At 63.3% G+C, this 22,445-nt stretch carries 19 protein-coding genes; 15 read left to right on the top strand and 4 right to left on the bottom strand.

The features are described 5' to 3' along the window. Positions 1 to 163: 163 nt before the first annotated feature. The 4 genes from RX328_RS16010 to RX328_RS15995 all read left to right on the top strand — a co-directional run bounded on the left by RX328_RS16010 (position 164) and on the right by RX328_RS15995 (position 3,159). Positions 164 to 1,105, top strand: coding sequence for a hypothetical protein (locus RX328_RS16010; protein ID WP_213251494.1), 942 nt, complete (start codon positions 164 to 166; stop codon positions 1,103 to 1,105). Positions 1,106 to 1,145: 40 nt separating this feature from the next. After that, positions 1,146 to 1,832 (top strand): carboxymuconolactone decarboxylase family protein, encoded by a 687-nt coding sequence (locus tag RX328_RS16005; protein WP_312018000.1) that lies wholly within the window; start codon positions 1,146 to 1,148, stop codon positions 1,830 to 1,832. Next, positions 1,726 to 2,502 carry an SDR family NAD(P)-dependent oxidoreductase gene (locus RX328_RS16000; protein WP_317258801.1) on the top strand — a complete coding sequence of 259 codons (777 nt, stop codon included), beginning with the start codon at positions 1,726 to 1,728 and terminating at the stop codon, positions 2,500 to 2,502. The genes RX328_RS16005 and RX328_RS16000 overlap by 107 nt, the downstream gene beginning before the upstream one ends. Positions 2,503 to 2,934: 432 nt before the next feature. After that, the gene (locus tag RX328_RS15995; protein WP_213251496.1) at positions 2,935 to 3,159 is read left to right on the top strand and encodes a hypothetical protein; all 225 of its coding nucleotides are present in this window, start codon (positions 2,935 to 2,937) and stop codon (positions 3,157 to 3,159) included. Positions 3,160 to 3,339: 180 nt separating this feature from the next. Here the strand turns inward: RX328_RS15995 and RX328_RS15990 are convergent, their stop codons facing one another. Genes RX328_RS15990 through RX328_RS15980 form a run of 3 tightly spaced genes read right to left on the bottom strand, consistent with a single transcriptional unit; the run spans position 3,340 to position 6,265 of the window. Beyond that, positions 3,340 to 3,723: a cupin domain-containing protein gene (locus RX328_RS15990; RefSeq protein ID WP_213251497.1), complete on the bottom strand. Its 384-nt coding sequence runs from the start codon at positions 3,721 to 3,723 to the stop codon at positions 3,340 to 3,342. Between the two features lie 17 nt (positions 3,724 to 3,740). Further along, positions 3,741 to 4,445 carry an SDR family oxidoreductase gene (locus tag RX328_RS15985; protein WP_213251498.1) on the bottom strand — a complete coding sequence of 235 codons (705 nt, stop codon included), beginning with the start codon at positions 4,443 to 4,445 and terminating at the stop codon, positions 3,741 to 3,743. 20 nt (positions 4,446 to 4,465) lie between these two features. After that, entirely contained in the window at positions 4,466 to 6,265 is a 1,800-nt protein-coding gene (locus RX328_RS15980; RefSeq protein ID WP_213251499.1) for a thiamine pyrophosphate-binding protein, read from the bottom strand. A 208-nt stretch (positions 6,266 to 6,473) separates the two neighbouring features. Here RX328_RS15980 and RX328_RS15975 point away from each other — a divergent pair, with 208 nt between their 5' ends. The 4 genes from RX328_RS15975 (at position 6,474) to RX328_RS15960 (ending at position 12,311) form a co-directional block, all read left to right on the top strand. Next, a complete protein-coding gene (locus tag RX328_RS15975) occupies positions 6,474 to 7,367 on the top strand; it encodes an IclR family transcriptional regulator (protein ID WP_213251500.1) in 894 nt (297 codons plus the stop codon). Between the two features lie 189 nt (positions 7,368 to 7,556). After that, entirely contained in the window at positions 7,557 to 8,801 is a 1,245-nt protein-coding gene (locus RX328_RS15970) for an ABC transporter substrate-binding protein (RefSeq protein WP_213251501.1), read from the top strand. 103 nt (positions 8,802 to 8,904) lie between these two features. Continuing rightward, on the top strand, positions 8,905 to 9,780 hold the full coding sequence (locus RX328_RS15965; protein WP_213251502.1) for a branched-chain amino acid ABC transporter permease: 876 nt from the start codon (positions 8,905 to 8,907) through the stop codon (positions 9,778 to 9,780). Further along, positions 9,777 to 12,311, top strand: coding sequence for a branched-chain amino acid ABC transporter ATP-binding protein/permease (locus tag RX328_RS15960; RefSeq protein WP_213251503.1), 2,535 nt, complete (start codon positions 9,777 to 9,779; stop codon positions 12,309 to 12,311). Before RX328_RS15965 ends, RX328_RS15960 begins: the two co-directional genes overlap by 4 nt. Before the next feature lie 154 nt (positions 12,312 to 12,465). Here RX328_RS15960 and hemC read toward each other — a convergent pair whose 3' ends face one another. Beyond that, complete coding sequence (gene hemC, locus RX328_RS15955) at positions 12,466 to 13,425, bottom strand: hydroxymethylbilane synthase (protein ID WP_249726378.1); 960 nt, start codon at positions 13,423 to 13,425, stop codon at positions 12,466 to 12,468. A 312-nt stretch (positions 13,426 to 13,737) separates the two neighbouring features. On the opposite strand from hemC, the gene RX328_RS15950 reads away from it, so the two are divergent. The 7 genes from RX328_RS15950 to RX328_RS15920 all read left to right on the top strand — a co-directional run bounded on the left by RX328_RS15950 (position 13,738) and on the right by RX328_RS15920 (position 22,351). After that, complete coding sequence (locus RX328_RS15950) at positions 13,738 to 14,937, top strand: multidrug effflux MFS transporter (protein ID WP_213251586.1); 1,200 nt, start codon at positions 13,738 to 13,740, stop codon at positions 14,935 to 14,937. 91 nt (positions 14,938 to 15,028) lie between these two features. Then, a complete protein-coding gene (locus RX328_RS15945; RefSeq protein ID WP_213251505.1) occupies positions 15,029 to 16,447 on the top strand; it encodes a M20 family metallopeptidase in 1,419 nt (472 codons plus the stop codon). A 283-nt stretch (positions 16,448 to 16,730) separates the two neighbouring features. Further along, positions 16,731 to 18,521, top strand: coding sequence for a peptide ABC transporter substrate-binding protein (locus RX328_RS15940; protein ID WP_213251506.1), 1,791 nt, complete (start codon positions 16,731 to 16,733; stop codon positions 18,519 to 18,521). A gap of 27 nt (positions 18,522 to 18,548) precedes the next feature. Continuing rightward, on the top strand, positions 18,549 to 19,508 hold the full coding sequence (locus RX328_RS15935) for an ABC transporter permease (protein WP_213251507.1): 960 nt from the start codon (positions 18,549 to 18,551) through the stop codon (positions 19,506 to 19,508). Continuing rightward, positions 19,474 to 20,394 (top strand): ABC transporter permease, encoded by a 921-nt coding sequence (locus tag RX328_RS15930; RefSeq protein ID WP_213251508.1) that lies wholly within the window; start codon positions 19,474 to 19,476, stop codon positions 20,392 to 20,394. The genes RX328_RS15935 and RX328_RS15930 overlap by 35 nt, the downstream gene beginning before the upstream one ends. Continuing rightward, positions 20,394 to 21,386: an ABC transporter ATP-binding protein gene (locus RX328_RS15925; protein ID WP_213251509.1), complete on the top strand. Its 993-nt coding sequence runs from the start codon at positions 20,394 to 20,396 to the stop codon at positions 21,384 to 21,386. Before RX328_RS15930 ends, RX328_RS15925 begins: the two co-directional genes overlap by 1 nt. Then, positions 21,383 to 22,351 (top strand): ABC transporter ATP-binding protein, encoded by a 969-nt coding sequence (locus tag RX328_RS15920; protein WP_213251510.1) that lies wholly within the window; start codon positions 21,383 to 21,385, stop codon positions 22,349 to 22,351. The genes RX328_RS15925 and RX328_RS15920 overlap by 4 nt, the downstream gene beginning before the upstream one ends. Positions 22,352 to 22,445 lie beyond the last annotated feature (94 nt).

Genomic DNA, 22,445 nt, shown 5'->3' with positions numbered 1-22,445 from the left:
ATTTGAACCGGTCTAATTGCGAACAGCATGCACCGATTTTGCTATGCGTGCCCAGCGTGAATTCATGGCCGCAGGGCATATCTCGCCCGTCGTGTGGATCGGCCGGCCTCTTGCGGGAGCCCGCCTTCTTTGAAACGCTTGGGGGTAAAGGGAGACGCTAGCGATGACAGAACCGGCCTTCAGGACCGAGATATTGGAGAGCGGTAATCTGCTGGTGGGGCCATGGCGGAGCCCCAGGCAGATGCTCCACGCGCAGGTCTATGATTCGCACGCCTCGATCCACGACGATGCGACCGCGCAGAAGCTCGGCTTTCAGGGCGGTACCATCGAGGGCCCGACCCATTTCAGCCAGTTCGCGCCGCTCTGCGAACGCATCTGGGGCCAGGCATGGTTCGAGACCGGTTGCCTCTCCGCCCATTACCGCAACCCCGCCTTCGAAGGCGAGGAAGTGCAGGCCAACATCGAAAAGCCGAAGCCGGGGCAAACGACTTGCGCGATCGGCATGACCAAGCGCGACGGCACCGAGATATTGCGCGGCACCGCGTCCGTCGGCGACGTAGTGGAAACGGCGCTCTCCCAGCGGCTCGGCGAATTGAAACCGCTCGCCGATCCTGTCATCCTCGCCGACGTCAAGGTCGGCATGAAGACGCCGCGCCAGACGGTGAAAATGGATTTCGACCAGCACATGGGCGATCTCTATCCGTTTTCGCTTGAGCAGAAGCTGAAGGTGATCACCGAACCATCGGTGTATTATTCCCAGGAACTCAATCCGTGGGGACGAGCGATCATACCGTTCGAAATGCTGAGCGTGCTGTTTCAGTACCGTGCCCGCGAGGACCGGCTGCCGGTCCGCGGGCCCGCCGTCGGCCTGTTCGCAGATCAGGAGATTCGCCTGCTGCGTGGGCCGCTTTTCGTCGGCGAGAGCTACGTCACCGAGCGCGAGGTCGTCGCGCTGAGCGGCAGCCGCCGGACCGAAAGCGTATGGATGCGCACGACGGTGTTCGCAATGGACGATACGCCTGTCGCCACCATGCTGTTGAACATGGCGAGCATCAAGGATTCCTACGCCAACTACGAGCAGGAGCACAAAGCGCGCTACGGCTAGGTGAGCCCGAGCCGGTATCGCCAACAAGGACAACAACAAAATGGCCCGCCTGCCCTATCTCGAAGCCGATCAGGTTGCGCCCGAATACCGCGACATGCTCAAGCGCAACACCAACCTCCACAAGCTGTTGGTGAACTCGCCCGACATGGCGCGCGCCTTCAACGGCATCGGCGGCTATATCCGCTTCAAGAGCAAGCTCCATCCCCGCCTGCGTGAACTCGCGATCCTCCAGGTCGGCTGGATGGAAAAATCGGAATATGAGTTCACCCACCACGTGAAGATCGGCAAGGAATTCGGCGTCACCGATGAGGATATCGAAGGGCTGATGGCCGAGACCGACGGCAGGCCATCGAACCTCGAGCCGCTGGCAAGAGCGATTTTGCGCGGCGCCCGCGAGATGGTGCGGGATCTCGCGATGTCGGAGGCGACCTTTGCCGAGATCAAGCGGCGGCTTTCCGATGAGCAGATGATCGATCTCGTGCTCACCATCGCCTTCTATTGCGCCGTGGTCCGCGTACTGGCGACGATGAAGATCGACAACGAGCCCTATTACAAAGAGGTACTGCAACAGTACCCGATCCCGGGAGTGGAACGAGATGCGCCTGAAAGATCGTGTCGCCATCGTCGTCGGCGCCGGCCAGAGCCCCGGCGAAGGCATCGGCAACGGCCGCGCCACCGCGCTGACTTTTGCGCGCGAAGGCGCAAAAGTGCTGTGCGTCGATCATAATCTGGCCTCGGCCCAGGAAACGGTCGACATGATCGCCGCGAACGGCGGCCTCGCGGCGGCGTTCAAGGCAGATGTCACGAGGAATGCCGAGCTCAAGGCGATGGTGGCGGACGCGCAGGCACGCTGGGGCCGCATTGACGTGCTGCATAATAATGTCGGCGTCAGCCTGGCCGGCGGCGACGCCGAACTGCTTGAGATCAGCGAGGAAGCATTCGACCGCTGCGTCGCGATCAACCTGAAGAGCTGCGTGTGGGCGGCCAGGCACGTCATCCCGATCATGCGGGCGCAGAAGAGCGGCGCGATCATCAACATCTCGTCGATGGCCGCGATCACAACCTATCCTTACGTGGCCTACAAGGCGACCAAGTCGGCGATGATCGCTTTCACCGAGCAACTCGCCTACCAGAACGCGCAATACGGCATCCGCGCCAACGTCATCCTGCCCGGGCTGATGAACACGCCGATGGCGGTCGACACCCGCGCCCGCGAGTTCAAGAAGAGCCGCGCCGAGGTCGAGGCCGAACGCGACGCCAAAGTTCCGCTGCGGCAGAAGATGGGCACCGGCTGGGACGTCGCCAACGCCGCGCTCTTCCTCGCGTCAGACGAAGCGAGTTTTATTACTGGCGTGACATTGCCGGTCGACGGCGGCGCGAGCGTGCGGCGGGGATAGACGCGCCGAACTGTAGGGTGGGCAAAGGCGCAACGCGCCGTGCCCACCATTTCTCTTGGTGAAAAAGGTGGTGGGCACGCTTCCGGCTTCGCTCTCCGAGCTACGGCGGACAAGTCGCTTTGCCCACACTACGGCAGCGGGGCTTGCGCACAACGGCCGCAGGACAATGCTGAAAATTTACCTTTCGTTAGTACCTTTCTCTTAACGGTTGCGCCGATTGGGCGGTCTTTTTGACGCCCGTGCTCACGCGACCTGCGCCGGCGTGTTTTTGTTTTCGGCCCACCCGCGTGATTCGACAACATCGACCAATTCCAATGACACGATGATGTGACAAGCGCATCGTCGCTTGTCGAAATCCCGACTCGTTGCGGTCGCACGAATTTCATGTGCGCTCGCTATGAGGCGCCACAAGAATGTGGAAGCCGAGGCACCATGAACGAAGAATTCGACTACGACCTGACGCCGTCCCAGTGGGAAACGTTGAAGGCATTGCGTAGCCCGGCATCAAGGCTGCCGCGCATGAGCCGCTACACGATCGACGGCCTGATCGCGCTCGAACTCGCCGTGATGAACGGCGATGCGCCCGCCATCACCGCGAAAGGACGCAAGGTGCTGATTCGCGGTTCCTCGCTGCTGTTGCAGGACCTGGCCGCGTGATTGCCGGCCATTCACGCGTCTACGACGTGAGATTTTAGATTGACCGCACACAATTTCGTGTCCCGGACGCGGTGCAGCGAGTAACGCTGCTCCGCAGAGCCGGGACGCACTGCCGCAGCGTATGGACCCCGGTTCTGCAGCGCACCGCTAACGCGCTGCGCTGCGCCCGGGGAACGCAGCTCAGACCAGCCTCTCCTCATCCGTCACCGGCGAGGTGATCACCAGGAATACCAGATCGACCAGCCCGGAATTCGAGATCGCGTGTTCGACGCCGGGCGGCAGGAAGATGAAGTCGTGCTTGCGCACGACGTGGTTCTTTCCCGCGATCTCCATCAGCCCCTCGCCTTCGAGCACGTGATAGATCTGCTCCTGCACAAGATGCTTGTGGAGCGCGACATGGGCCATCGGCTGGTACATCGAGATGCGATAGTCGATATGGCGGGAGCCTGCGGTCTCCGGCATCACCAACGGTTTTGACAGTGCACCGCCGAAATGATTGGGAAACTCCCGCCACGGCACTTCGGCGATGTTGCGGATGAACGCGCCATTGTTTTCCGAAGCCATGATGGTTCCTCCGCTGGTCAGATGACGAGCGCCCCGCCGTCGATATAGACGATCGATCCAGTCGCAAACCCGTTCGCCATGAAGCTGAGAATCTGCCGCGCGATGTCCTCAGCCGCGCCGACGCGGCCGACCGGCAGCGCGGCCGCCGTCTTCGCCAGCATGTCGCGCCGCGCCTCTTCCGGCATTACCGCGCGGATCGGGGTGTCGATGACGCCCGGCGAGACCGCATTGACGCGGACCGGCGCCAGCTCCAGCGCAAGCGCCTTTGCCAACGATTCCAGCGCGCCGTTGGCGGCGCTGACGATTGCCGAGTTCGGCCGCGGACGAACGCTGAGGAAACCCGAGACCAGCGTCAGCGATCCGCCGGCGCGGATTTCGGCCTCGCGCGCGACCCGCCACGCGCCCCAGAACTTGCCTTCCATGGTGACGCGTACATCTTCCATCGCCACCGTCTTGAACGGGCCGGTGCGAAGCTGCGCCGCCGTAACGACGACGTGATCGACGGGGCCGCAACGGCGGAACAAGTTTGCAACACTGTCATCGCTGGTAACGTCTGCGGGGATCGCGATGGCGTTCATCTTCTCCGCCACCTTGTCGAGCTTTTCGACTTTGCGGGATGCGACGATGACATCGGCGCCCTCGCGCTTCGCCATCTCCGCGGTCGCCAGACCGATGCCGGAGGAACCACCGACGATGACGACTTTCTTGCCTGCAAGCAGCATGTGATTTCCCCGAAGTAAGATCAGGCGGGTTGATAGCGCGTGCCGATGCCGGCCTTGCTCTGCCCGAGCCCGGGTAATTCCCAGACTCCTGCACCGACCGGATTGATGTTAGCGGCGATATCGACGTCGATCAGATAGGGCTTGTTCGCCGCGATGCCCTTGCGGATGGCCTCGCCGAGATCGCCGGCGCGATCGACCCGCACGCCCTCAACGCCGCAAGAGCGCGCCATCGCGGCAAAATCGGGATTGTAGCGTTCGCCGGTGCTGGGGTTGTGGAAATCGGTCGCGAGCTCGCGGCCGCCGAGATAGCCGCGCTGCAGCCCGCGGATCGAGGCATAGGCGTAATTGTTCCAGACCACCCAGATTACGGGCAGGTTATATTCCACTGCCGTGCCCAGCACGTTGGCGTGCATGAAGAAGGCGCCGTCGCCGCACACGGACACGCAGGGCCGATCGGGTGCGGCAAATTTCGCGCCCATCACGCCCGCAACGCCAAAGCCCATCGGGCCGAACCCCATCGAGCCGATCAGCGAATCCGGCCGCCGCGGCTTACAGAAGCCGAGCAGCCAATTGTGATGCACGCCGATATCGCTGACGAGGATCGCATCCTCGGGGAGCGCCTTGTCGATCTCGAGCGCGGCGCGCTGCGGATTGATCGGCGTGGTGTCGTCGGAAAATCCGGGGGCGACGAACTTGTCCCATTCTTTGCGATAGCCATCGATCTGCGAGAGCCACCTTTGGCGGGCGTCCGCTTTCTTCGAGAGATCGGCCCGGCGATCCAGCTCGGCATGAACCTGCCGCAGGAAGGTGCGCACGTCGGCCATTAGCCCGAGCGAGACCGGATAGTTGCGGCCGATCTCTTCGGGATCGATGTCGACATGGATCAGCCGTGTCGGCGGAATGGTGAAGGAATAGCCCGGGATCCACGAACTCGAGGTGCGGTCGTCGAACCGCATGCCCATCGCTAGCAGCACGTCGGCCTGCCGCGTCGCGTGGTTGGCCTGGTAGTGCCCGGCGCGCGCGACCAGCCCCAGCGCCAGCGGATGATTGCAATCGATCGCGCCGAGGCCGCTGGCCGACGCCGCAACCGGAATCTGCAGCCGCTCGGCTAACTTCAAGAGTTCCTCCGCCGCACCGCCATAACGTACACCCTGCCCGACAATGATCGCGGGCCGCTCGGCGCCGAGCAGCATGTCGACGGCCTTCACCACGCCTTCCGGATCTGCGCCGCAGCGGCTCGATATATTGGCATTCCATTCGATCGCGTTCGGCGCCTCCTCGGCTGCCGATTCCATGAAGACGTCGAAGGGCACGTCGAGCACCACGGGACCGGGGCGGCCGGTCGTCATCGTCTTCCAGGCCTGCCGCACCGCGAGCGGCACCATCTCGCCGCGCGTCGGCTGGAATACCTTCTTGCAGATCGTGCGCACGGTAGAGGGAAAATCCGCCTGATGATGCCGATACATCTCCTGAAAGGCGCCGCGGTTGAACTGGCTGGTCGGCACATTGCCGGTCACCGCCAGGAACGGCACGGAATCGAGAAAGGCATTCGCAAGCGAGATCGGCAGGTTCGCCGAGCCGGGCCCGCAGGAGGTAAAGGTCGCCGTCGGCCGGCCCGAGACGCGGTAGTAAACGTCGGCCATGAAGCCGGCGACGCTCTCGTGATGCACCGAAATGGTCTTGATGTCGTGGGAACGCTCGTAGAGCGCGTCGATGAACTGGATGTTGCCGTGCCCGCACAGGCCGAACACCTGCGGCACCTTCTCCTGGATCAGATAGTCGACGATGACCTGGGCGCCGTTGAGCAAGTTACGCGACATCGACCACTCTCTCCCTAAGCCCAACGAACTCGCCTCCGCGTCTTTGCTTCGCGCGGTCGGCTGCCTCGCGAACCTATTTCTCATAATACTGTACGTCAATTGCTATTGTGGTATGCTACGGGTTGACGCCTCCACTGGGGGCGGATGCTGTTGAAGGGCAAGGCCGGCCTGCTAGAGTTCGCCTCATCCATCCTGGAGACCTGATTCCGTGAAACCGCGCACCAAGCCGAAGCCGAGCGATAAGCCGGCAAGTCCACGCAAGGTTTCGATCGCAAGGCTGGTGCCATCGACCGAGCCCAACATCGATGACGAGGCCGAGGAGCGCGCGCGCGGCGGCGTGCAGTCGCTCGGGCGCGCGTTTTCGATCCTGGAAGAAGTAGCGCGCCACCGCGAGGGCATTGGATTGGCTGATCTCAGCAAGCTGGTGGGCCTGCATAATTCCACCACCTTCCACCTCGCCAAGACCTTGGTCTCGCTCGGCTATCTCAGGCAGGAGCGCGATTCCAAGCGCTACCGCGTCGGCCGGCCGCTGTTTGCGCTCGCGGCCAGCGCGCTCGACGAAATCGAGATGGTCAACCTCGCAACGCCCATTCTGGAAGACCTGTCGCGAGAGACTGGCGAGAGCGGCCATTTTGCCGTGCGCATGGGCGACTCTGTGGTTGTTATCGCCCGCACCAGCGGCGCCGGCGCGTTCCAACTGACCGACCGCGTCGGCGTGGTGCGGCCGGCGCACTGCACCGCGCTCGGCAAGATCATGCTGGCCTCGCTCCGCCCCGATCAGTTGAAGCGCTTTCTCGAACGCGTCGAACTGAAGCCATCGACGAAAAAATCGATCACCGATCCCACCGTGCTGATGCGCGAGATCGCCGAAATCCGCCGCAGCGCGATCGCCTTCGACGACGGCGAATACAACGCAGAAGTCCGCTGCGTTGCGGTGCCGGTCTATCATTTCACCGGCGAAGTGATTGGCGCGCTCGGCATTTCCGGCCCGATCTGGCGCATGACCGATCAGGCGCTGCAGAGCCGCGCCAAGCTGGTGCAGGCCGCAGCCAAGCGGCTGTCGGCCGAGTTCGGCGCCCGCGATCTCGCCAAATCCTCCTGATTTCCTGACTTCACTCTTTCTGAATCGTCTCGGCGCGCGTCGCCGCGCGCCTTGCAACGCATTTGGCGTTGACAGCCGACGCCGTGTCCGGAAATATCCTACAATAATAAAAGAACGTCTCTCACCTTGTCGCATAAGCGGGAATCGGAGGGGAGAACGTCAGGGCGAACTCTCGGGAGGAGATCAGTCATGACCCGCTTTAGCCGACGCACTCTGTTGAAGGCCGGCGCCGCTTTTGCCGGCGTATCCGCCATCGGATCTCCGGCCATCGTTCGCGCGCAGGCCGCGCGGATCAAGATCGGCCATCTGGTGCCGCTGACCGGCTTCCTGGGTGCGATCGGCAGCTACGCACAACTAGGCGTGAAGATGGCAGCGGAAGAAATCAACGCGTCCGGCGGCATCATAGGCAAACAGATCGACCTGATGTCGGAAGACTCGGTCAATCCCGCCACCGCCTCGACCAAGGCGCAGCGCATGATCGAGCAGGACGGCGCGGTGCTCTTGTTCGGCGAAATCTCGTCCGCCTCGTCGCTGACCATCATGCAGGTCGCCGAGCGCAATAAGAAGGTGTTCTTCTCGACCGGCGCGCGCTCCGATGCGCTGCGCGGCAAGGATTGCAACCGCTACTCCTTCCACTGCGATATTCCGAACACCGTGATGGTCAATGCCGTCGGCACAGCGCTCAAGCAGAAGGGCATGGTGAAGGGCAAGAAGTTCGTCACGCTGACGGCGGACTACATTTTCGGCCACGACCTCCTGAAGGCTGCGAAGGCCTTCTTCAGCGCCAACGAGGCTACCCTGATCGGCGACGAGCTGATCGCGACAGACGTTACCGACTTCAGCCCGTATTTGCTCAAGGTACGGCAGGCCAAGCCCGATGTCGTCTGCTGCAACCTCGCCGGAAATCAGGTCACCAACCTCGTCAAGCAATATGCCGAGTTCGGCTTCCCCTACCCGCTCATCGGCTTCAACCTCAACACCGGCGACGCCTGGGCGATGGGCGAAGGCAATCTAAGCGGCACCTGGCCGACGGTCTGGTACCACACGCTCGACAATCCGGCCTCCAAGACCTTCGTCGATGCCTTCAGCAAGAAATACGGCAAGCCGCCGGAGAACCATGCCTGGATCGAATACATCACGCTGAAAATGATCGCGCAGGCGATCACCGAGACCAAGTCCACCGAGAGCGACGCGCTGATCGCCTATTTCGAGAAGCAGGCGCAGTTCGACATCATGAAGGCGCGCAAGGCCTATTTCCGCTCCTGGGATCATCAACTCGTGCAGGAGGCCTATCCCTTCACCGTGAAGCCGAAGGGCGAGATGAAGGACAAGTGGGACATGCTGGTGCTCGGCGAGGCCGTGCCGGCGGCCGGTGCCGACCTTGAAACGATCTACCCGACGAAGGCGCAAAATCCCTGCAACATGAAGGCATAGAAGCCCGAATCCGGGCGTCGGGCACACTGGCGTTAACGGCGCCGGCACAGATCGGCCGGCGCCGTCTCTTTTTCAAGGTGCGTTTTAAAGTCGCGGATCGCAGATGCAGTTTGGATTTCTGCTTGAACAGGTGGTGAATGGCCTGGTGCTCGGAGGCTATTACCTCCTGATTGCGCTTGGGCTATCGCTGATCTTCAGCGTCGGCGGCATCGTCAATCTCGCCCATGGCGCGTTCTATGCGCTCGGCGCCTACATCTCCGTCGAGATCACGAAATATCTCGGCTTCGGTTCGGCCGTGGTGCTGTCGCCGGTCGCCGTGGCGCTGCTCGGCATTCTCTTCGAGCGCTTCATCCTGCGACGATTCTACGACGCCGATCCGATCCTGAGCTTGCTCGTGACGTTCGCCCTCACCATGGTGACCGAACAGGCGATCCGAATTATCTGGGGCGCGCCGCCGATATCGGCCGCAATCCCGCAGGCGCTTCGCGGCTCGGTGTTCCTCGGCGACTTCCTGTTCTCGCGCTATCGCTTGCTCATCCTCGCCGTCGTCGCCGTAGTCCTGCTCGGCGTCTGGCTGCTGCTGCACAAGACATCATTCGGGCGCGTGGTCCGTGCCGGCATCCAGCGGCCCGACATGGTGGCCGCACTCGGTATCCGTCTGCAGCCCTACATGACCGCGATCGTCATGCTCGGCGTCGGCATGGCCGCGCTCGGCGGCGCGTTCTTTGCCCCGATCACGATCGTGCATCCGGCCATGGGCGCCGAGATCATCACCGTCGCCTTCGTCGTGGTCGTGATCGGCGGCCTCGGCAGTTTTTGGGGCGTGGTAATCGCAGCCCTGCTGGTTGGAGTCGTCCGCGGCATTACCATCCACTTCGCGCCGGCAGCCGGTGAAGCCTCGATATATGTGCTGATGTTCCTGGTGCTCATGGTGCGGCCGCGCGGGCTCTTGGGCGAACGTATCGAGAAGTTCGAATGATCACGCCTGCCGCCAAATTCCGTCCGCTGCCGCTGGCCACGCTCGCCGTGGTCGCGCTGCCGTTCGGCCTCTATTTGCTCGGGCTGTCGCTCAACACCGGCACCATGGTGGTGGCGCTCGCCATTGCGGCCATGGGGCTCAACCTCTGCATCGGCTATACCGGCCTCGTCTCGTTCGGCCACGGCGCCTGGTTCGGCATTGGCGCCTATGCGGCGGGATTGATCCAGCGCAACTGGTTCAACAACGACATATTCCTGCCGCTGCTGCTCGCGGGAATCGTCGTCGCCGTCATCTCAACCTTCGTCGGGTTCGTCATTCTGCGCCGGCGCGGCGTCTATTTCTCGCTGCTGACGCTGGCGCTGTCGGCGCTGACCTACACCATCGCGTTCCGCTGGACCGCAGTAACCGGCGGCGAGGACGGCCTCGGCGGGCTGAAGCGTGGCAGCATCGGCCCCTTCAACCTCGACGACGCGCTCAACTATTACATCGTCGTCTCTGTGCTCTGCCTCGGGGTGCTCTATCTCTTACTGCGCCTGGTCCGCTCGCCGTTCGGCCATGTGCTGATGGCGATCCGCGAGAACCAGTTGCGCGCCACGTTCCAGGGCTATCCGGTCGAGCGCTACAAGCTCGGCGTCTTCGTGATCTCGGCGGTCGTCACCGGTTTTGCCGGCGGGCTGATCGGATTCCAGAATTATCTCGTCTCCGCTGAAGCGGTCTCGGTGCCGTTCTCCGGAGAACTGCTGGCGATCGTCGTGATCGGCGGCATGCGCAGCATGCTGGGCCCGGCGATTGGCGCGCTGTTCTTCATCCTGTTCCGCGAATTGTTTTCAATCTGGACGCCGAACTGGCTGCTCTGGTTCGGTCTCGTCTTCGTCGCCTTCGTGCTGTATTCGCCGGGTGGCCTCGTCGGCATCTGGGCGACGCTCGCAAAGCGCTGGTGGCCGCCGCCGGAAGAAGCCGCCGCCATGAGCAGGCGCAAGATCTACGAAGGCCTGCCGCTGCCGGCGTTCCTGCGGCCGAAAGCGCTCGACGGTATCGTGCTCGACGTGCAAGGCGTCTCAAAGAGTTTTGGCGGTATCCGCGCGGTGACCGATGCGAGCCTCACCGTAGGTGCGGGCGAAATCCACGCTTTGATCGGACCGAACGGCGCAGGAAAAACCACGCTGTTCAACCTCGTCTCCGGCCTCTATCCGACCGACAGCGGCACCATCAGGCTCAACGGCCGCGAGATTCAGGGCGTGCCGTCGGAGGCGATCTGCCGTCAGGGCCTGGCGCGCTCGTTCCAGATCACCAACCTTTTCAAGGGCCTGTCGATCTACGAAAATCTCCGTTTGTCATTGCAGGCGCAGAGCTCCGGGCGTTTCGACCTGTGGCGCGACATCGACCATTACAGGGACATCCACGCCGAGACCGCGGAGCTGATCAAATTCCTCGGCCTCGAAGGCATCGAAGCCATCGAAGGCGGCGAACTCTCCTATGGCGGCCAGCGGCTGGTCGATCTCGGCATAGCGCTCGGCTCCAAGCCGCAGGTGCTGCTGTTGGATGAGCCGCTGGCGGGCCTCGCCGCTGCCGAGCGCGAGCGCGTCTCGAACCTCGTGAAAAACATCGCCTCCAATATTCCGGTCCTGATCGTCGAGCACGACATCGATCGCGTGCTCGGCTTTTCCCGCACCGTCACCGTGATGAACCAGGGCGAGGTACTGATGACCGGCTCGCCCGAGGCCGTGCGCGCCGACCGAAAGGTGCAGGAGATCTATACCGGCACCGGCGTGCCCGAGATCGAACACATCGCGAGCGAGCAGGCCCGCGAGAGCACAGCCCCCATTCTGCGCTTCGCACGCGTCAACACGTTTTACGGCAAGAGCCACATCCTCCACGACGCCACCCTCGACGTGCGCGAGGGCGAAATCGTCGCCCTGCTCGGCCGAAACGGCGCCGGCAAGTCGACGCTCTTGAAGACGCTCGCGGGCCTCGTGCCGCTGTCGTCGGGCACGATTGAGTATGCGGGGGTGGACATCTCCCGCCTGCCTGCGCCCGAGATCGCGCGGGCCGGCATCGGCTATGTGCCGCAGGGCCGCGGCCTGTTCGCCGGCATGACGGTGCGGGAAAATCTGTCGCTGGGGCGTCTCGCGCGCAACACCGACGGCAGCAACGGCGTGGTGTGGGACGAAGCCCAGATTCTGGATTATTTCCCGCGCCTGCGCGAGCGCATGGACGTCGCGGCCGATTATCTCTCCGGCGGCGAGCAGCAGATGGTGGCGGTGGCGCGCGCGATGTCGGGCAATGTCAAACTCCTGCTGCTCGACGAGCCCTTCGAGGGGCTGGCGCCGGCCGTGATCCTCGACCTGTTCAAAGTGTTCGACCGGCTGCGGCAACACATCTCCATCGTGATCGTCGAACACAATCTCGATCTGGTTCTGGCGCTCGCCGACCGCGTCTTTGCGCTGGAACGCGGCGCGGTGTTCCATCAGGGACCGGCGAGGCCGCTGCTGACTGACCTCGAATATCGGAAGAAGATTCTATGGCTGTGACACTCACCCCGTCATTGCGCCTCCTCGCATCCGGGATACAGCCGCGGCCTATCCACGTCATTGACAGCGCAGCGAAGCAATCCACATTTCGGCCCTGGGATAGATGGATTGCTTCGCTGCGCTGTCAATGACGTTGGGCGTGATATCGATCCACTCACGAAAGCAGCGAATCCTCCTGCGGCCGTGTGCGCGCGATGATCTCGGCGGCACCCTTATGGAGCAGGTCGAGGCCGACAGCGCGGCCGAGCTCGCGGGGGCGGTCGGCGGCCCCTTGCCGTGACACCTCAATGAAGCGGTCGCCAGCTTCGTCGAGCACGGCTGCCGTCAGCGTCATCTCCCTATCCACAAGCGTGGCGTGGCCGGCGATCGGCGAGTTGCAATGGCCGTTCAGCACCCACAGCACCTCGCGCTCGGCCTCGGCGCAGAGGCGCGACGAGGCGTCCTCGATCTTGGCTAGCCGCCCGCGCGTGACCCAGTCCTTCTCGACGCATTCCACCGCGACGATGCCCTGCCCTACCGCAGGCAGCATTTCCCGGACCGAAAAGTCATGCACGATGCGCGACGCCATTCCGATGCGCTCCAGCCCCGACCTTGCCATCACCAGCGCATCCGCAGGTCCCACCTCGCCGCCACCCGGAAGCCGCTGCTTGTCGCCGCGATCGAGTTTTGCGACGCGCGTATCGGCGGCGCCGCGGAAGTGAATGACGGTGGCTTCGGGGAACAGCCGGCGCAGATAGGCGGCGCGGCGCACCGCATTGGTGCCGATCTTGAAACCCTTACCTTTCGATGCGCGAAACGCATCCAGCGAAAGGCCGGGACGCAGCACCAGCGCGTCGTTGGCGGGATCGCGCAGCAGGGTCGCCGCGATGATCAGGCCCGGCGTCTCCTCGTTTCCGGGCACGTCCTTGAGCGAGTGCATCGCCGCCTGCAATTCTCCGCCGCGCATGGCCTCGCGAATTTCGGCGACGAAGGCGCCGCCCTTGCCGCCATGGCGCAGCAGCTTGCTGGTCTGGTCCTGGTCGCCGCGGGTTTCGAACTTGACGATCTCGACATCGAGCGCGGGATCGGCCGCGCGCAGCAGTCGCGCGATCGCTTCCGTCTGCGTCAGCGCCATCGCGCTCTTGCGCGTGCCGATCTTTAAGGTTTGTCCTGACACAAGGTCTCCGTTCGAACGCGTTCGCGGCTGTCGTTTCCAGCCGGTACGGGATAGAACAAGCGGCCCACCAGAACAATGACTTTGGCCGGCAGCGGAACGCGTTTGCCGCCTGTGTGGGCAGGGCGTGCCTATCGGCTCCGATGCTGCCGGGCTGCTATACCAAAACGCAGATTGTGCGCCGCAGCACCATGAATAGATTGCGCCCCGCAAGAGGATTTTTCGTTGTCCAATACCAGTACCGATGCCTTGGCCGCTTCAGGCCATCGCCCGATGGGCTTCCCCGAATTCGTAATCGTGATCGCGTCGATCATGGCGCTGAATCCGCTTGCGATGGACATGATGCTGCCGGCGCTGCCGGATATCGCGTCCGCCTTCCACATCACCTCGGCCAACCGGCCGCAGATGGTGCTGTCAATCTTCCTGGTCGGCTTCGGCGTCGGGCAGTTCGTCATGGGCCCCTTGTCCGACCGGTTCGGCCGGCGGCCGATCCTGCTCGGTGGCATGGTCGTCTATTGCATCGCCAGCCTGCTCGCGATTGCCGCCCCCTCTTTCGAAACGCTGCTGCTGGCTCGCGCACTGCAAGGCCTCTGCACCTCGGCAACCCGCGTGATCGCGACATCGATCGTGCGCGACTGCTATGCCGGCCGGCGCATGGCGAGCGTAATGTCGCTGGCGATGATGGTGTTCATTGCGGTTCCCGTGGTCGCCCCGGCCTTCGGCCAGGCCGTGCTGCTGCTGACGCAATGGCGCGGCATCTTCATCGTGCTGATGCTTTATGGCGTGGTGGCGCTGATCTGGAGCGCGCTGCGCATGCCGGAGACGCTGCCGGTCGAAAGGCGAAGGTCGCTCGCCGTCGGCGAGGTGTTTGATGCGTTCTGCCAGACCGTGACCAACCGCCAGACGCTGGGTTATGCGCTGGTCGCCGGCGGCGTATTGGGTTCGCTGTTCGCGTTCGTGTTCATTTCGCAGCAGGTATTCACCGGCATCTACCAGCTCGGGCACTATTTTCCGGTTGCGTTTGCCGGCGTCGCGATCGGAACGGCCATCGCCGGCTTCGTCAATTCCCGCCTCGTCGGCCGCCTTGGTATGCGCGTGATCTCCCACACGGCGCTGATCGGCTTCGTGGTCATCGCCGCAACCATGCTGGTGGCGGCGAAAATGCAGATGCTGCCGCTGCTGCTGTTCATGGTGCTCTCGATATCGATGATGTTTGCGTTCGGATTGATGATCGCCAATTTCACCGCGCTCGCCATGGAGCCGCAGGGCCATATCGCCGGCACCGCTGCGTCGCTGTACGGCTCGATCACCACCCTGCTTGGCATCGGCATCGGTGCCACCATCGGCCAGGACTACGACGGCACGCTGGTGCCGTTCGCGACCGGGTTCCTGCTCTGCACGCTGGCCGCGCTCGCGGTGGTGCTGGTGGTGGAGAAAGGCCGGCTGTTCAGGCCGCACGTCTTCAAGGTGTGACGAGCATAGCGGATGCCTGCCCTGCGCTGGGCGTTATCTCGCGAAGCTGATAACAATTGCTCACATCGCCTTCAGTTTCAGGAATTGGAAGATGGATAATCGCAGCAACATCTGGCGTGGCGTCGACACCATCAAACCGCGCTTCATAGACTTGAGCGACCGGGTCTGGGCGATGCCCGAGATCTGCTACACCGAAGCGCGGTCTTGCGCCGAGCATCTGGCCGAGTTGCGTCATCAGGGCTTTCGCATCACCGAGCAGATCGCAGGCATTCCCACCGCCCTGATGGGCGAATGGGGCGAAGGCGGACCCGTGATTGCCTTCCTTGGCGAATATGACGCCCTGCCCGGCCTCAGCCAGGAGGCTGGCGTCGCCGAGCCTCGTCCGCTGGAAACCGGCGGCCATGGCCATGGTTGCGGGCACAATCTGCTCGGCTCCGCCGCGCTGCTCGCGGCCACCGCCGTGAAGGATTGGCTAGCCGAGCACAAGGTGCCGGGGCGCGTGCGCTATTATGGCTGCCCCGCGGAGGAAGGCGGCGCGGCGAAGACCTTCATGGTGCGATCAGGCGCCTTCGACGACGCCGATATCGCGATCACCTGGCACCCCCACAGTTTCTGGGAGGTGGCCGTGACGCCCTCGCTCGCCAATACCCGCGCGGACTTCATCTTTACCGGGCGCACCTCGCATGCCGCGGCCTCGCCGCATCTCGGCCGCAGCGCGCTCGATGCGGTCGAGCTGATGAATGTCGGCGTCAACTACATGCGCGAGCACATGCCGAGCGATGCGCGTGTACACTATGCCCTGCTCGACACCGGCGGGATCGCTCCCAACGTGGTGCAGGCCCATGCCCGCGTGCGCTATTCGATCCGCGCCCGCGATTTGCCAGGCATGAACGAACTGGTGGAGCGCGTCCACAAGATCGCGCAGGGCGCAGCGCTGATGACCGAAACCAAGATGGAGATGAAGATCATTTCCGCCGTCTCCAATTTGCTGCCCAACACCCCGCTCGAACAGGCCCTCCACCGCATCATGGAAGAACTCGGCCCGCCGCATTTCGACGATGCCGACAAGGATTTTGCGCAAAAAATCCGCTCGACGCTGACCGAGAAGGACATCGCCACCGTCTACCATGCAATCGGCATGGAGCCGACCGACCGGCCGTTGGCCGATTTCATCGTGCCGCTGGACGCCAAGCGCAACCCGCTGATCGGCTCGACCGATGTGGGCGACGTGAGCTGGGTCGTGCCGACCGTCCAGGTTCACGCCCCGACCATTGCCATCGGTACTCCCTTGCACACCTGGCAGGTGGTGGCGCAGGGCAAGAGCCCGCACGCCCACAAGGCCATGGTGCAGGCCGCCAAGGCCATGGCAGGGCTCGCCGTCAGGGCGCTGACGAAACCGGACTTGATCGCTGCCGCCAAGGCCGACCTGAACAAGCGCACCGCCCGCACCTCTTATGTCAGCCCGCTGCCGGACAGCGTGGCACCACCGCTGGACATGTCGCTGGTCTGATCCGGATACCGGCCGAACGAGACCCGGGCCTGGCTGATCCGGCGAACAAATTTTTTGCAATCCCGCGCCTGTTTGGCGCGCGGATGGTGCCGGATTGCCGAAGCGGTGTGCGCTGCAGCGCCGTTTTGCTCAAGCAAAAATCAACAGCGGTCTGCCTTCTCAGGGATTGTCGATCGACAGACGTTGACCTCGGGGGCATTTGATGTGCCATCTTACCGGAGGACACCTGACGCTGCCGCCCGGCAGCGCGCCGTAACCAGGCTGGAACCGGATGGGGACAACGATGCTGGACACCGAACTGCGAAGCATGATCGATGGGGTGAAGGACGGGCGCATGGATCGCCGCGCCTTTGTGCAACGCATGATAGCGTTCGGACTAACCGCGCCGATGGCCACCCAGATACTTGCAATCGGCGGCGTGGCGATGGCGCAGAGTCCCGCGCCTTACAAGCCGACCAAGCGCGGCGGCGGCGGGCCGCTTAAGCTGCTGTGGTGGCAGGGCCCGACCCTGCTCAATCCGCATTTTGCCACCGGCACTAAGGACCAGGACGGCTCGCGCCTCTTCTATGAGCCGTTGGCGAGCTGGGATTCCACCGGCAACCTCTGTCCGATTCTGGTGGCGGAAATTCCGTCGCTTCAGAACGGCGGTCTCGCCGCCGACGGCAAGTCGGTGACCTGGAAGCTCAAGCCTGGCGTGAAGTGGCATGACGGCAAGCCATTCACCGCAGACGACGTCGTGTTCAACTGGGAATACGCCCGCGATCCCGCCACCGCTGCGTTGACGATCGGTGTTTACCAGGACATCACCGTCGACAAGGTCGATGATCTCACCGTCCGCGTCCTGTTCAAGAATCCCACCCCGTTCTGGGCCGATGCCTTTGTCGCGGTGGTCGGCTGCATCCTGCCCAAGCATCTGTTTGCCGATTACAAAGGCGCCAAATCCCGTGAGGCTCCGAACAATCTCAAGCCCGTCGGCACCGGGCCCTATAAGTTCGTTGAGTTCAAGCCGGGCGACCTCGTGCGTGCCGAAATCAATCCCGACTACCACATGCCGAACCGGCCCTATTTCGATACGATCGAGATCAAGGGCGGCGGCGATGCCGTCTCGGCGGCGCGCGCGGTGATTCAGACCGGCGAATATGATTATGCCTGGAACATGCAGGTGGAGGACGACGTCCTGCTGCGCCTGGAGAAGGGCGGCAAGGGCAAGACTGTCTACTCGACCGGCGGCGATATCGAGTTCATAGCGCTGAACTTCACCGATCCCAACACCGAGGTCGACGGCGAACGCTCCTCGATCAAGACCAAGCATCCCCTGCTCTCCAATCCGGCCGTTCGCAAGGCGCTGGCGCTCCTCGTCGACCGCGATGCGATTCAAAAGCACATCTACGGCCGCGCCGGGCGCACCACGGCCAGCTTCCTCAACGGTCCCGAACAGTTCGTCTCCAAGAACACGAAATGGGAGTTCAGCATCGAGAAGGCGACCCAGCTCTTGGAGGAGGCCGGATGGAAAGTCGGGGCCGACGGCATCCGGGAGAAGGACGGAAAGAAATTGAAACTCCTGTACCAGACCTCGATCAACGGCCCGCGCCAGAAGACCCAGGCGATCGTCAAGCAGGCCTGCCAGAAGGCCGGCATCGACATCGAATTGAAATCGGTCGTAGCCTCGGTCTTTTTCTCTTCGGATGTCGCCAACCCCGACACCTATTCCAAATTCTATGCCGACATCGAAATGTTCCAGATTCCGATGACCCAGCCCGACCCGGCCCAGCATATGCGGCGCTTTCATTCGCGCTTCGTGGCCACCAAGGAAAACAAGTGGCAGGGCAGGAATTTCCCGCGCTGGGTCAACAAGGAGTTTGACGCTGCGATCGACGCGGCCGAGGCTGAAGTCGATCCGGTTAAGCGGGCCGCGTTCTACATCAAGGCCAACGACATCATGTGGCAGGACACCGTGGTCATCCCGGTGATGCACCGCCTGAAGGTGGGCGCGGCAACCAACTCGCTGCGCCCGGTGCTCAGCGGCTGGACCAACGACACCGACAATATCCAGGACTGGTATCGAGAGATCTGATAGCCGGCGTTAGGCGGATCGTTTCTCATGCGTCAGTATATCCTGCGTCGCCTGCTTATCGCGGTGCCGAGCTTGCTCGGCATTTCGCTCGTTCTGTTCACGGTACTTGCGCTCGCGCCCGGCGATCCGTTCGCAGAGCTCGCGACCAATCCAAACGTGCCGCCCGAAGTGGCAATGGCGCTTCGGACCAAGTTCGGCCTCGACGATCCGGTCCATATCCGTTACCTGCGCTGGCTCGCCGCCATGACGCAAGGCGACTGGGGCTTTTCCTTTGTCAGCCGGATGGATGTCGACACGCTGATCCTGCAGCGACTGCCGACGACGCTCTATGTGATCGGCTCGGCGCAGCTGCTCGCGCTGCTGATTGCCATACCGGTTGGCGTCTATGCCGCCACCAGGCCCTACTCCATCTTCGACCAGATCGCCAACACGTTCGCCTTCATCGGCTTTTCGCTGCCGACGTTCTTTACCGGCCTTTTGTTCATCCTGGTCTTCTCGATCACGCTGGACTGGCTGCCCTTTGTCTATTCCAGCGATATCAAGGCGACCGGGATACGCTGGCTCTTCGAGCAGATCCGCCAGGCCATCATGCCGGTGATGGTGCTCGGCCTGTTCCAGGCGGCTTCGATGACGCGCTTCGTGCGTTCGGCCATGCTGGATGTGATCCGCCTTGACTACGTCACCACCGCCCGCGCCAAGGGCCTCGGGCAATCGAGGGTGATCGTCAAGCACGCGATGCGCAACGCGATGATTCCGGTCGTCACTCTGATCGCGCTGCAGATGCCCGCTGTGTTCGGCGGCGCCATTGTAACCGAGCAGATCTTCCGGATTCCGGGAATCGGCTCACTGCTGATTTCCTCCATCCTCTCTAACGACACGCCGGTCGTGATGGCCGTGACCTTCGTCTTCGCCTGTCTTGTGGTGCTCTTCAACCTGATCGCGGATGTCCTCTATGGCTGGCTTGACCCTCGCATCTCCTTCCGCTGAGCGGCGGCCCGCCTGGTCGCCCTGGCGCGAGACGTGGCGGCGCTATCGCCGCCACAAGCTCGCCGTGGTCAGCGCATTCCTGCTGCTTGTTCTGATCGTGGCGGTGGTATTCGGCCCGTTCGTCTGGCGTGTCAGCATCAACGACATCGATTTCACCGCGCGCCTTGAGGGCCCCTCGCTCGCCCACCCCTTCGGCACCGATGATCTCGGACAGGATATCCTCGCCCGCATGATCTATGGTGGACGTATCTCGCTCGCGGTTGGGCTTGCCGCCATGGCGGTCGCCGTCCTCGTCGGTACGCTGATCGGTGCGCTCGCCGGCATGTCGCGCGGGGCGCTCGGGCACGCGCTGATGTGGCTGACCGACCTGTTCCTCTCGCTGCCGCAATTGCCGCTGCTGCTGCTACTCATCTATCTGTTCCGCGACGGGCTCAAATCCGTGTTCGGGCCCGAGGGCGGCATCTTCATCCTGATCGTGCTCGTCATCGGCGGCCTGCGCTGGATGCCGGTCGCGCGGCTGGTGCGCGCTCAGTTCCTCTCCTTGCGCGAGAAGGAATTCGTCGAAGCCGCGCGCGCCCTCGGCGCCAGCCCGTTCCGGCAGGTGGTGCGGCACATCCTGCCGAACGCAGTCGGCCCCGTGATTATCGCCGGCACCATCGACGTCGCCGCCGCGATCATCGCGGAATCCACGCTGTCGTTTCTCGGCCTCGGCTTTCCGCCGGATACCCCGACCTGGGGGCGGCTATTGTTCGACGCCAAGGACTATCTCGACATCGGTCCGCATTGGGCGTTGTTTCCGGGCGGCGCCATCTTCATCGCGGTCGTGGCCATCAATTTCATCGGCGACGGCATGCGCGATGCGCTCGATGCGAGGCGGGTGATCTGATGGTCCCATTGCTCGAAATCAAGGGCCTGAAAACCCACTTCGCCACCGACGACGGCATGCTGAGGGCGGTCGACGGCATCGATATCACGCTCAATAAGGGCGAGACGCTCTGCGTTGTCGGCGAGTCCGGCTGCGGCAAGACCGTCACCGCTATGTCGATCCTGAAACTGATCGCAATGCCGCCCGGCCGCATCGTCGAGGGCAAGATCCTGTTCGAGGGCCGCGACCTCGTGCCGCTCACCAGCAGCGAACTCGATGACATCCGCGCCAAGAATATTGGCTTCATCTTCCAGGAGCCGATGACCTCGCTCAACCCGGTGCTGACCGTCGGCGAACAGGTTGCCGAGAGCCTGCGCCGCCATGAGGGCCTCTCGAACAAGGACGCGCTCGCCCGCACCGTCGACATGTTCAAGCTGGTGCAGATTCCCAATGCGGAAGCCCGCGTGCATGATTACCCGCACCAGTTCTCCGGCGGCATGCGCCAGCGCGTCATGATCGCGATGGCGCTTGCCTGCAAGCCCAAGCTCGTCATCGCCGACGAGCCGACCACCGCGCTCGACGTGACCATCCAGGCGCAAATCCTCGATTTGTTGCAGGACATGAAGGAACGCTTCGGCATGGCGGTGATGCTGATCACCCACGCTATGGGCGTGGTGGCCGAAACCGCGCAGCGGGTCGTCGTCATGTATGCCGGCAAGGTGGTCGAAGAAGCCGATGTCGATAGCCTGTTCGAAAGCCCGCGCCATCCCTACACGCAGGGCCTGATCCGCTCGATCCCGCGCATCGATCTCGCCAGCACGCACAAGACCCGGCTGGAAGCGATCGGCGGCTCGGTGCCGATCCTGATCAATCCCGCGCCCGGCTGCCGCTTCGCGCCGCGCTGCCGCTACGCCTTTAGCCGTTGCGCGGAAGAAGAACCGCTGCTGCGCGAGGTCGCACCGGGCCATCGCATGGCCTGCCACCTCGGAGAGAAGCAGGGAGAGCCAGCATGAGCGAGCCCCTGCTCCGCGTCACCGGCCTGAAAAAGCATTTTCCGGTCAAGGGCGGACTCCTTTCGCGCGAGGTCGGCCGCGTTCATGCTGTCGACGGCGTGTCCTTTGCGGTCAATCGCGGCGAAACGCTCGGCCTCGTCGGCGAGTCCGGCTGCGGCAAGTCCACCACCGCGCGCTGCGTGCTGCGCCTGGTCGAACCCAGCGAAGGCGAGATTGTCTTCGATGGGCGCGACGTGCGGGGACTTTCCGGCGGCGACCTGCGCGCCATGCGGCGCAACATGCAGATCGTCTTCCAGGACCCCTTTGCCTCGCTCAATCCGCGCATGACCGTCGGCGCGATTCTCGGCGAAGCCTTCACCATCCACGCGCTCGCTTCCTCGGCAAGCGAGCGGGATGACCGCGTGGCGAGTCTTCTCGTCAAGGTCGGGCTGAAGGCCGAGCACATGCGCCGCTATCCGCACGAATTTTCCGGCGGCCAGCGCCAGCGCATCGTGATTGCGCGCGCACTTGCGGTGGAGCCGAAATTCATCGTCTGCGACGAGCCGGTTTCCGCGCTCGACGTCTCCATCCAGGCGCAGGTGATCAATCTGTTGGAAGACCTGCAGTCCGAGCTCAAGCTCACCTATCTGTTCGTCGCCCACGATCTCTCGGTCGTCGAGCACATTTCCGACCGCGTCGCGGTGATGTATCTCGGCCGTATCGTCGAGCTGGCTGACGCGAACGACCTCTACCGCAATCCCCGACACCCCTATACGCAGGCGCTGCTTTCCGCCGTGCCGGTGCCAGACCCGAAGGTGAAGCGCAAGCGGATCCGGCTGCAGGGCGATGTGCCCAGTCCGATGAACCCGCCGCGCGGCTGCCACTTCCACACCCGCTGCCCGGTCGCCGAACCGCGCTGCCGGGAAAGCGCGCCCGAGCTGAAGCAAGGCAGCGACGGGCATTTCGTGGCCTGCCATCTGGCCTGACGGCGGCGCGTATCCGGCCGCGCCATCCACCGCTTCTCATGCGGCGGCGGCAAAGAATTCAATCCTTGAAAACAATGCGGCCCCGCCCCGGCAG

The organism is Bradyrhizobium sp. sBnM-33 (genome assembly GCF_032917945.1).
Classification (GTDB): Bacteria; Pseudomonadota; Alphaproteobacteria; order Rhizobiales; family Xanthobacteraceae; genus Bradyrhizobium.
The sequence above is the reverse complement of the archived record's forward strand: the minus strand, read 5'-3'. Positions and strand labels throughout refer to the sequence as shown.

Excerpts from the sequence above, each read along its gene's own strand:
- RX328_RS15940 (WP_213251506.1), top strand. The coding sequence starts at position 16,731 with ATGCTGGACACCGAACTGCGAAGCATGATCGATGGGGTGAAGGACGGG.
- RX328_RS15985 (WP_213251498.1), bottom strand. The coding sequence starts at position 4,445 with ATGCTGCTTGCAGGCAAGAAAGTCGTCATCGTCGGTGGTTCCTCCGGC.
- RX328_RS16010 (WP_213251494.1), top strand. The coding sequence starts at position 164 with ATGACAGAACCGGCCTTCAGGACCGAGATATTGGAGAGCGGTAATCTG.
- RX328_RS15960 (WP_213251503.1), top strand. The coding sequence starts at position 9,777 with ATGATCACGCCTGCCGCCAAATTCCGTCCGCTGCCGCTGGCCACGCTC.
- RX328_RS15930 (WP_213251508.1), top strand. The coding sequence starts at position 19,474 with ATGGCTGGCTTGACCCTCGCATCTCCTTCCGCTGAGCGGCGGCCCGCC.
- RX328_RS15970 (WP_213251501.1), top strand. The coding sequence starts at position 7,557 with ATGACCCGCTTTAGCCGACGCACTCTGTTGAAGGCCGGCGCCGCTTTT.
- RX328_RS15965 (WP_213251502.1), top strand. The coding sequence starts at position 8,905 with ATGCAGTTTGGATTTCTGCTTGAACAGGTGGTGAATGGCCTGGTGCTC.
- RX328_RS15990 (WP_213251497.1), bottom strand. The coding sequence starts at position 3,723 with ATGGCTTCGGAAAACAATGGCGCGTTCATCCGCAACATCGCCGAAGTG.
- RX328_RS15935 (WP_213251507.1), top strand. The coding sequence starts at position 18,549 with ATGCGTCAGTATATCCTGCGTCGCCTGCTTATCGCGGTGCCGAGCTTG.
- RX328_RS15995 (WP_213251496.1), top strand. The coding sequence starts at position 2,935 with ATGAACGAAGAATTCGACTACGACCTGACGCCGTCCCAGTGGGAAACG.
- RX328_RS15920 (WP_213251510.1), top strand. The coding sequence starts at position 21,383 with ATGAGCGAGCCCCTGCTCCGCGTCACCGGCCTGAAAAAGCATTTTCCG.
- RX328_RS15950 (WP_213251586.1), top strand. The coding sequence starts at position 13,738 with ATGGGCTTCCCCGAATTCGTAATCGTGATCGCGTCGATCATGGCGCTG.
- RX328_RS16005 (WP_312018000.1), top strand. The coding sequence starts at position 1,146 with ATGGCCCGCCTGCCCTATCTCGAAGCCGATCAGGTTGCGCCCGAATAC.
- RX328_RS15980 (WP_213251499.1), bottom strand. The coding sequence starts at position 6,265 with ATGTCGCGTAACTTGCTCAACGGCGCCCAGGTCATCGTCGACTATCTG.
- hemC (WP_249726378.1), bottom strand. The coding sequence starts at position 13,425 with ATGGCGCTGACGCAGACGGAAGCGATCGCGCGACTGCTGCGCGCGGCC.
- RX328_RS15925 (WP_213251509.1), top strand. The coding sequence starts at position 20,394 with ATGGTCCCATTGCTCGAAATCAAGGGCCTGAAAACCCACTTCGCCACC.
- RX328_RS15945 (WP_213251505.1), top strand. The coding sequence starts at position 15,029 with ATGGATAATCGCAGCAACATCTGGCGTGGCGTCGACACCATCAAACCG.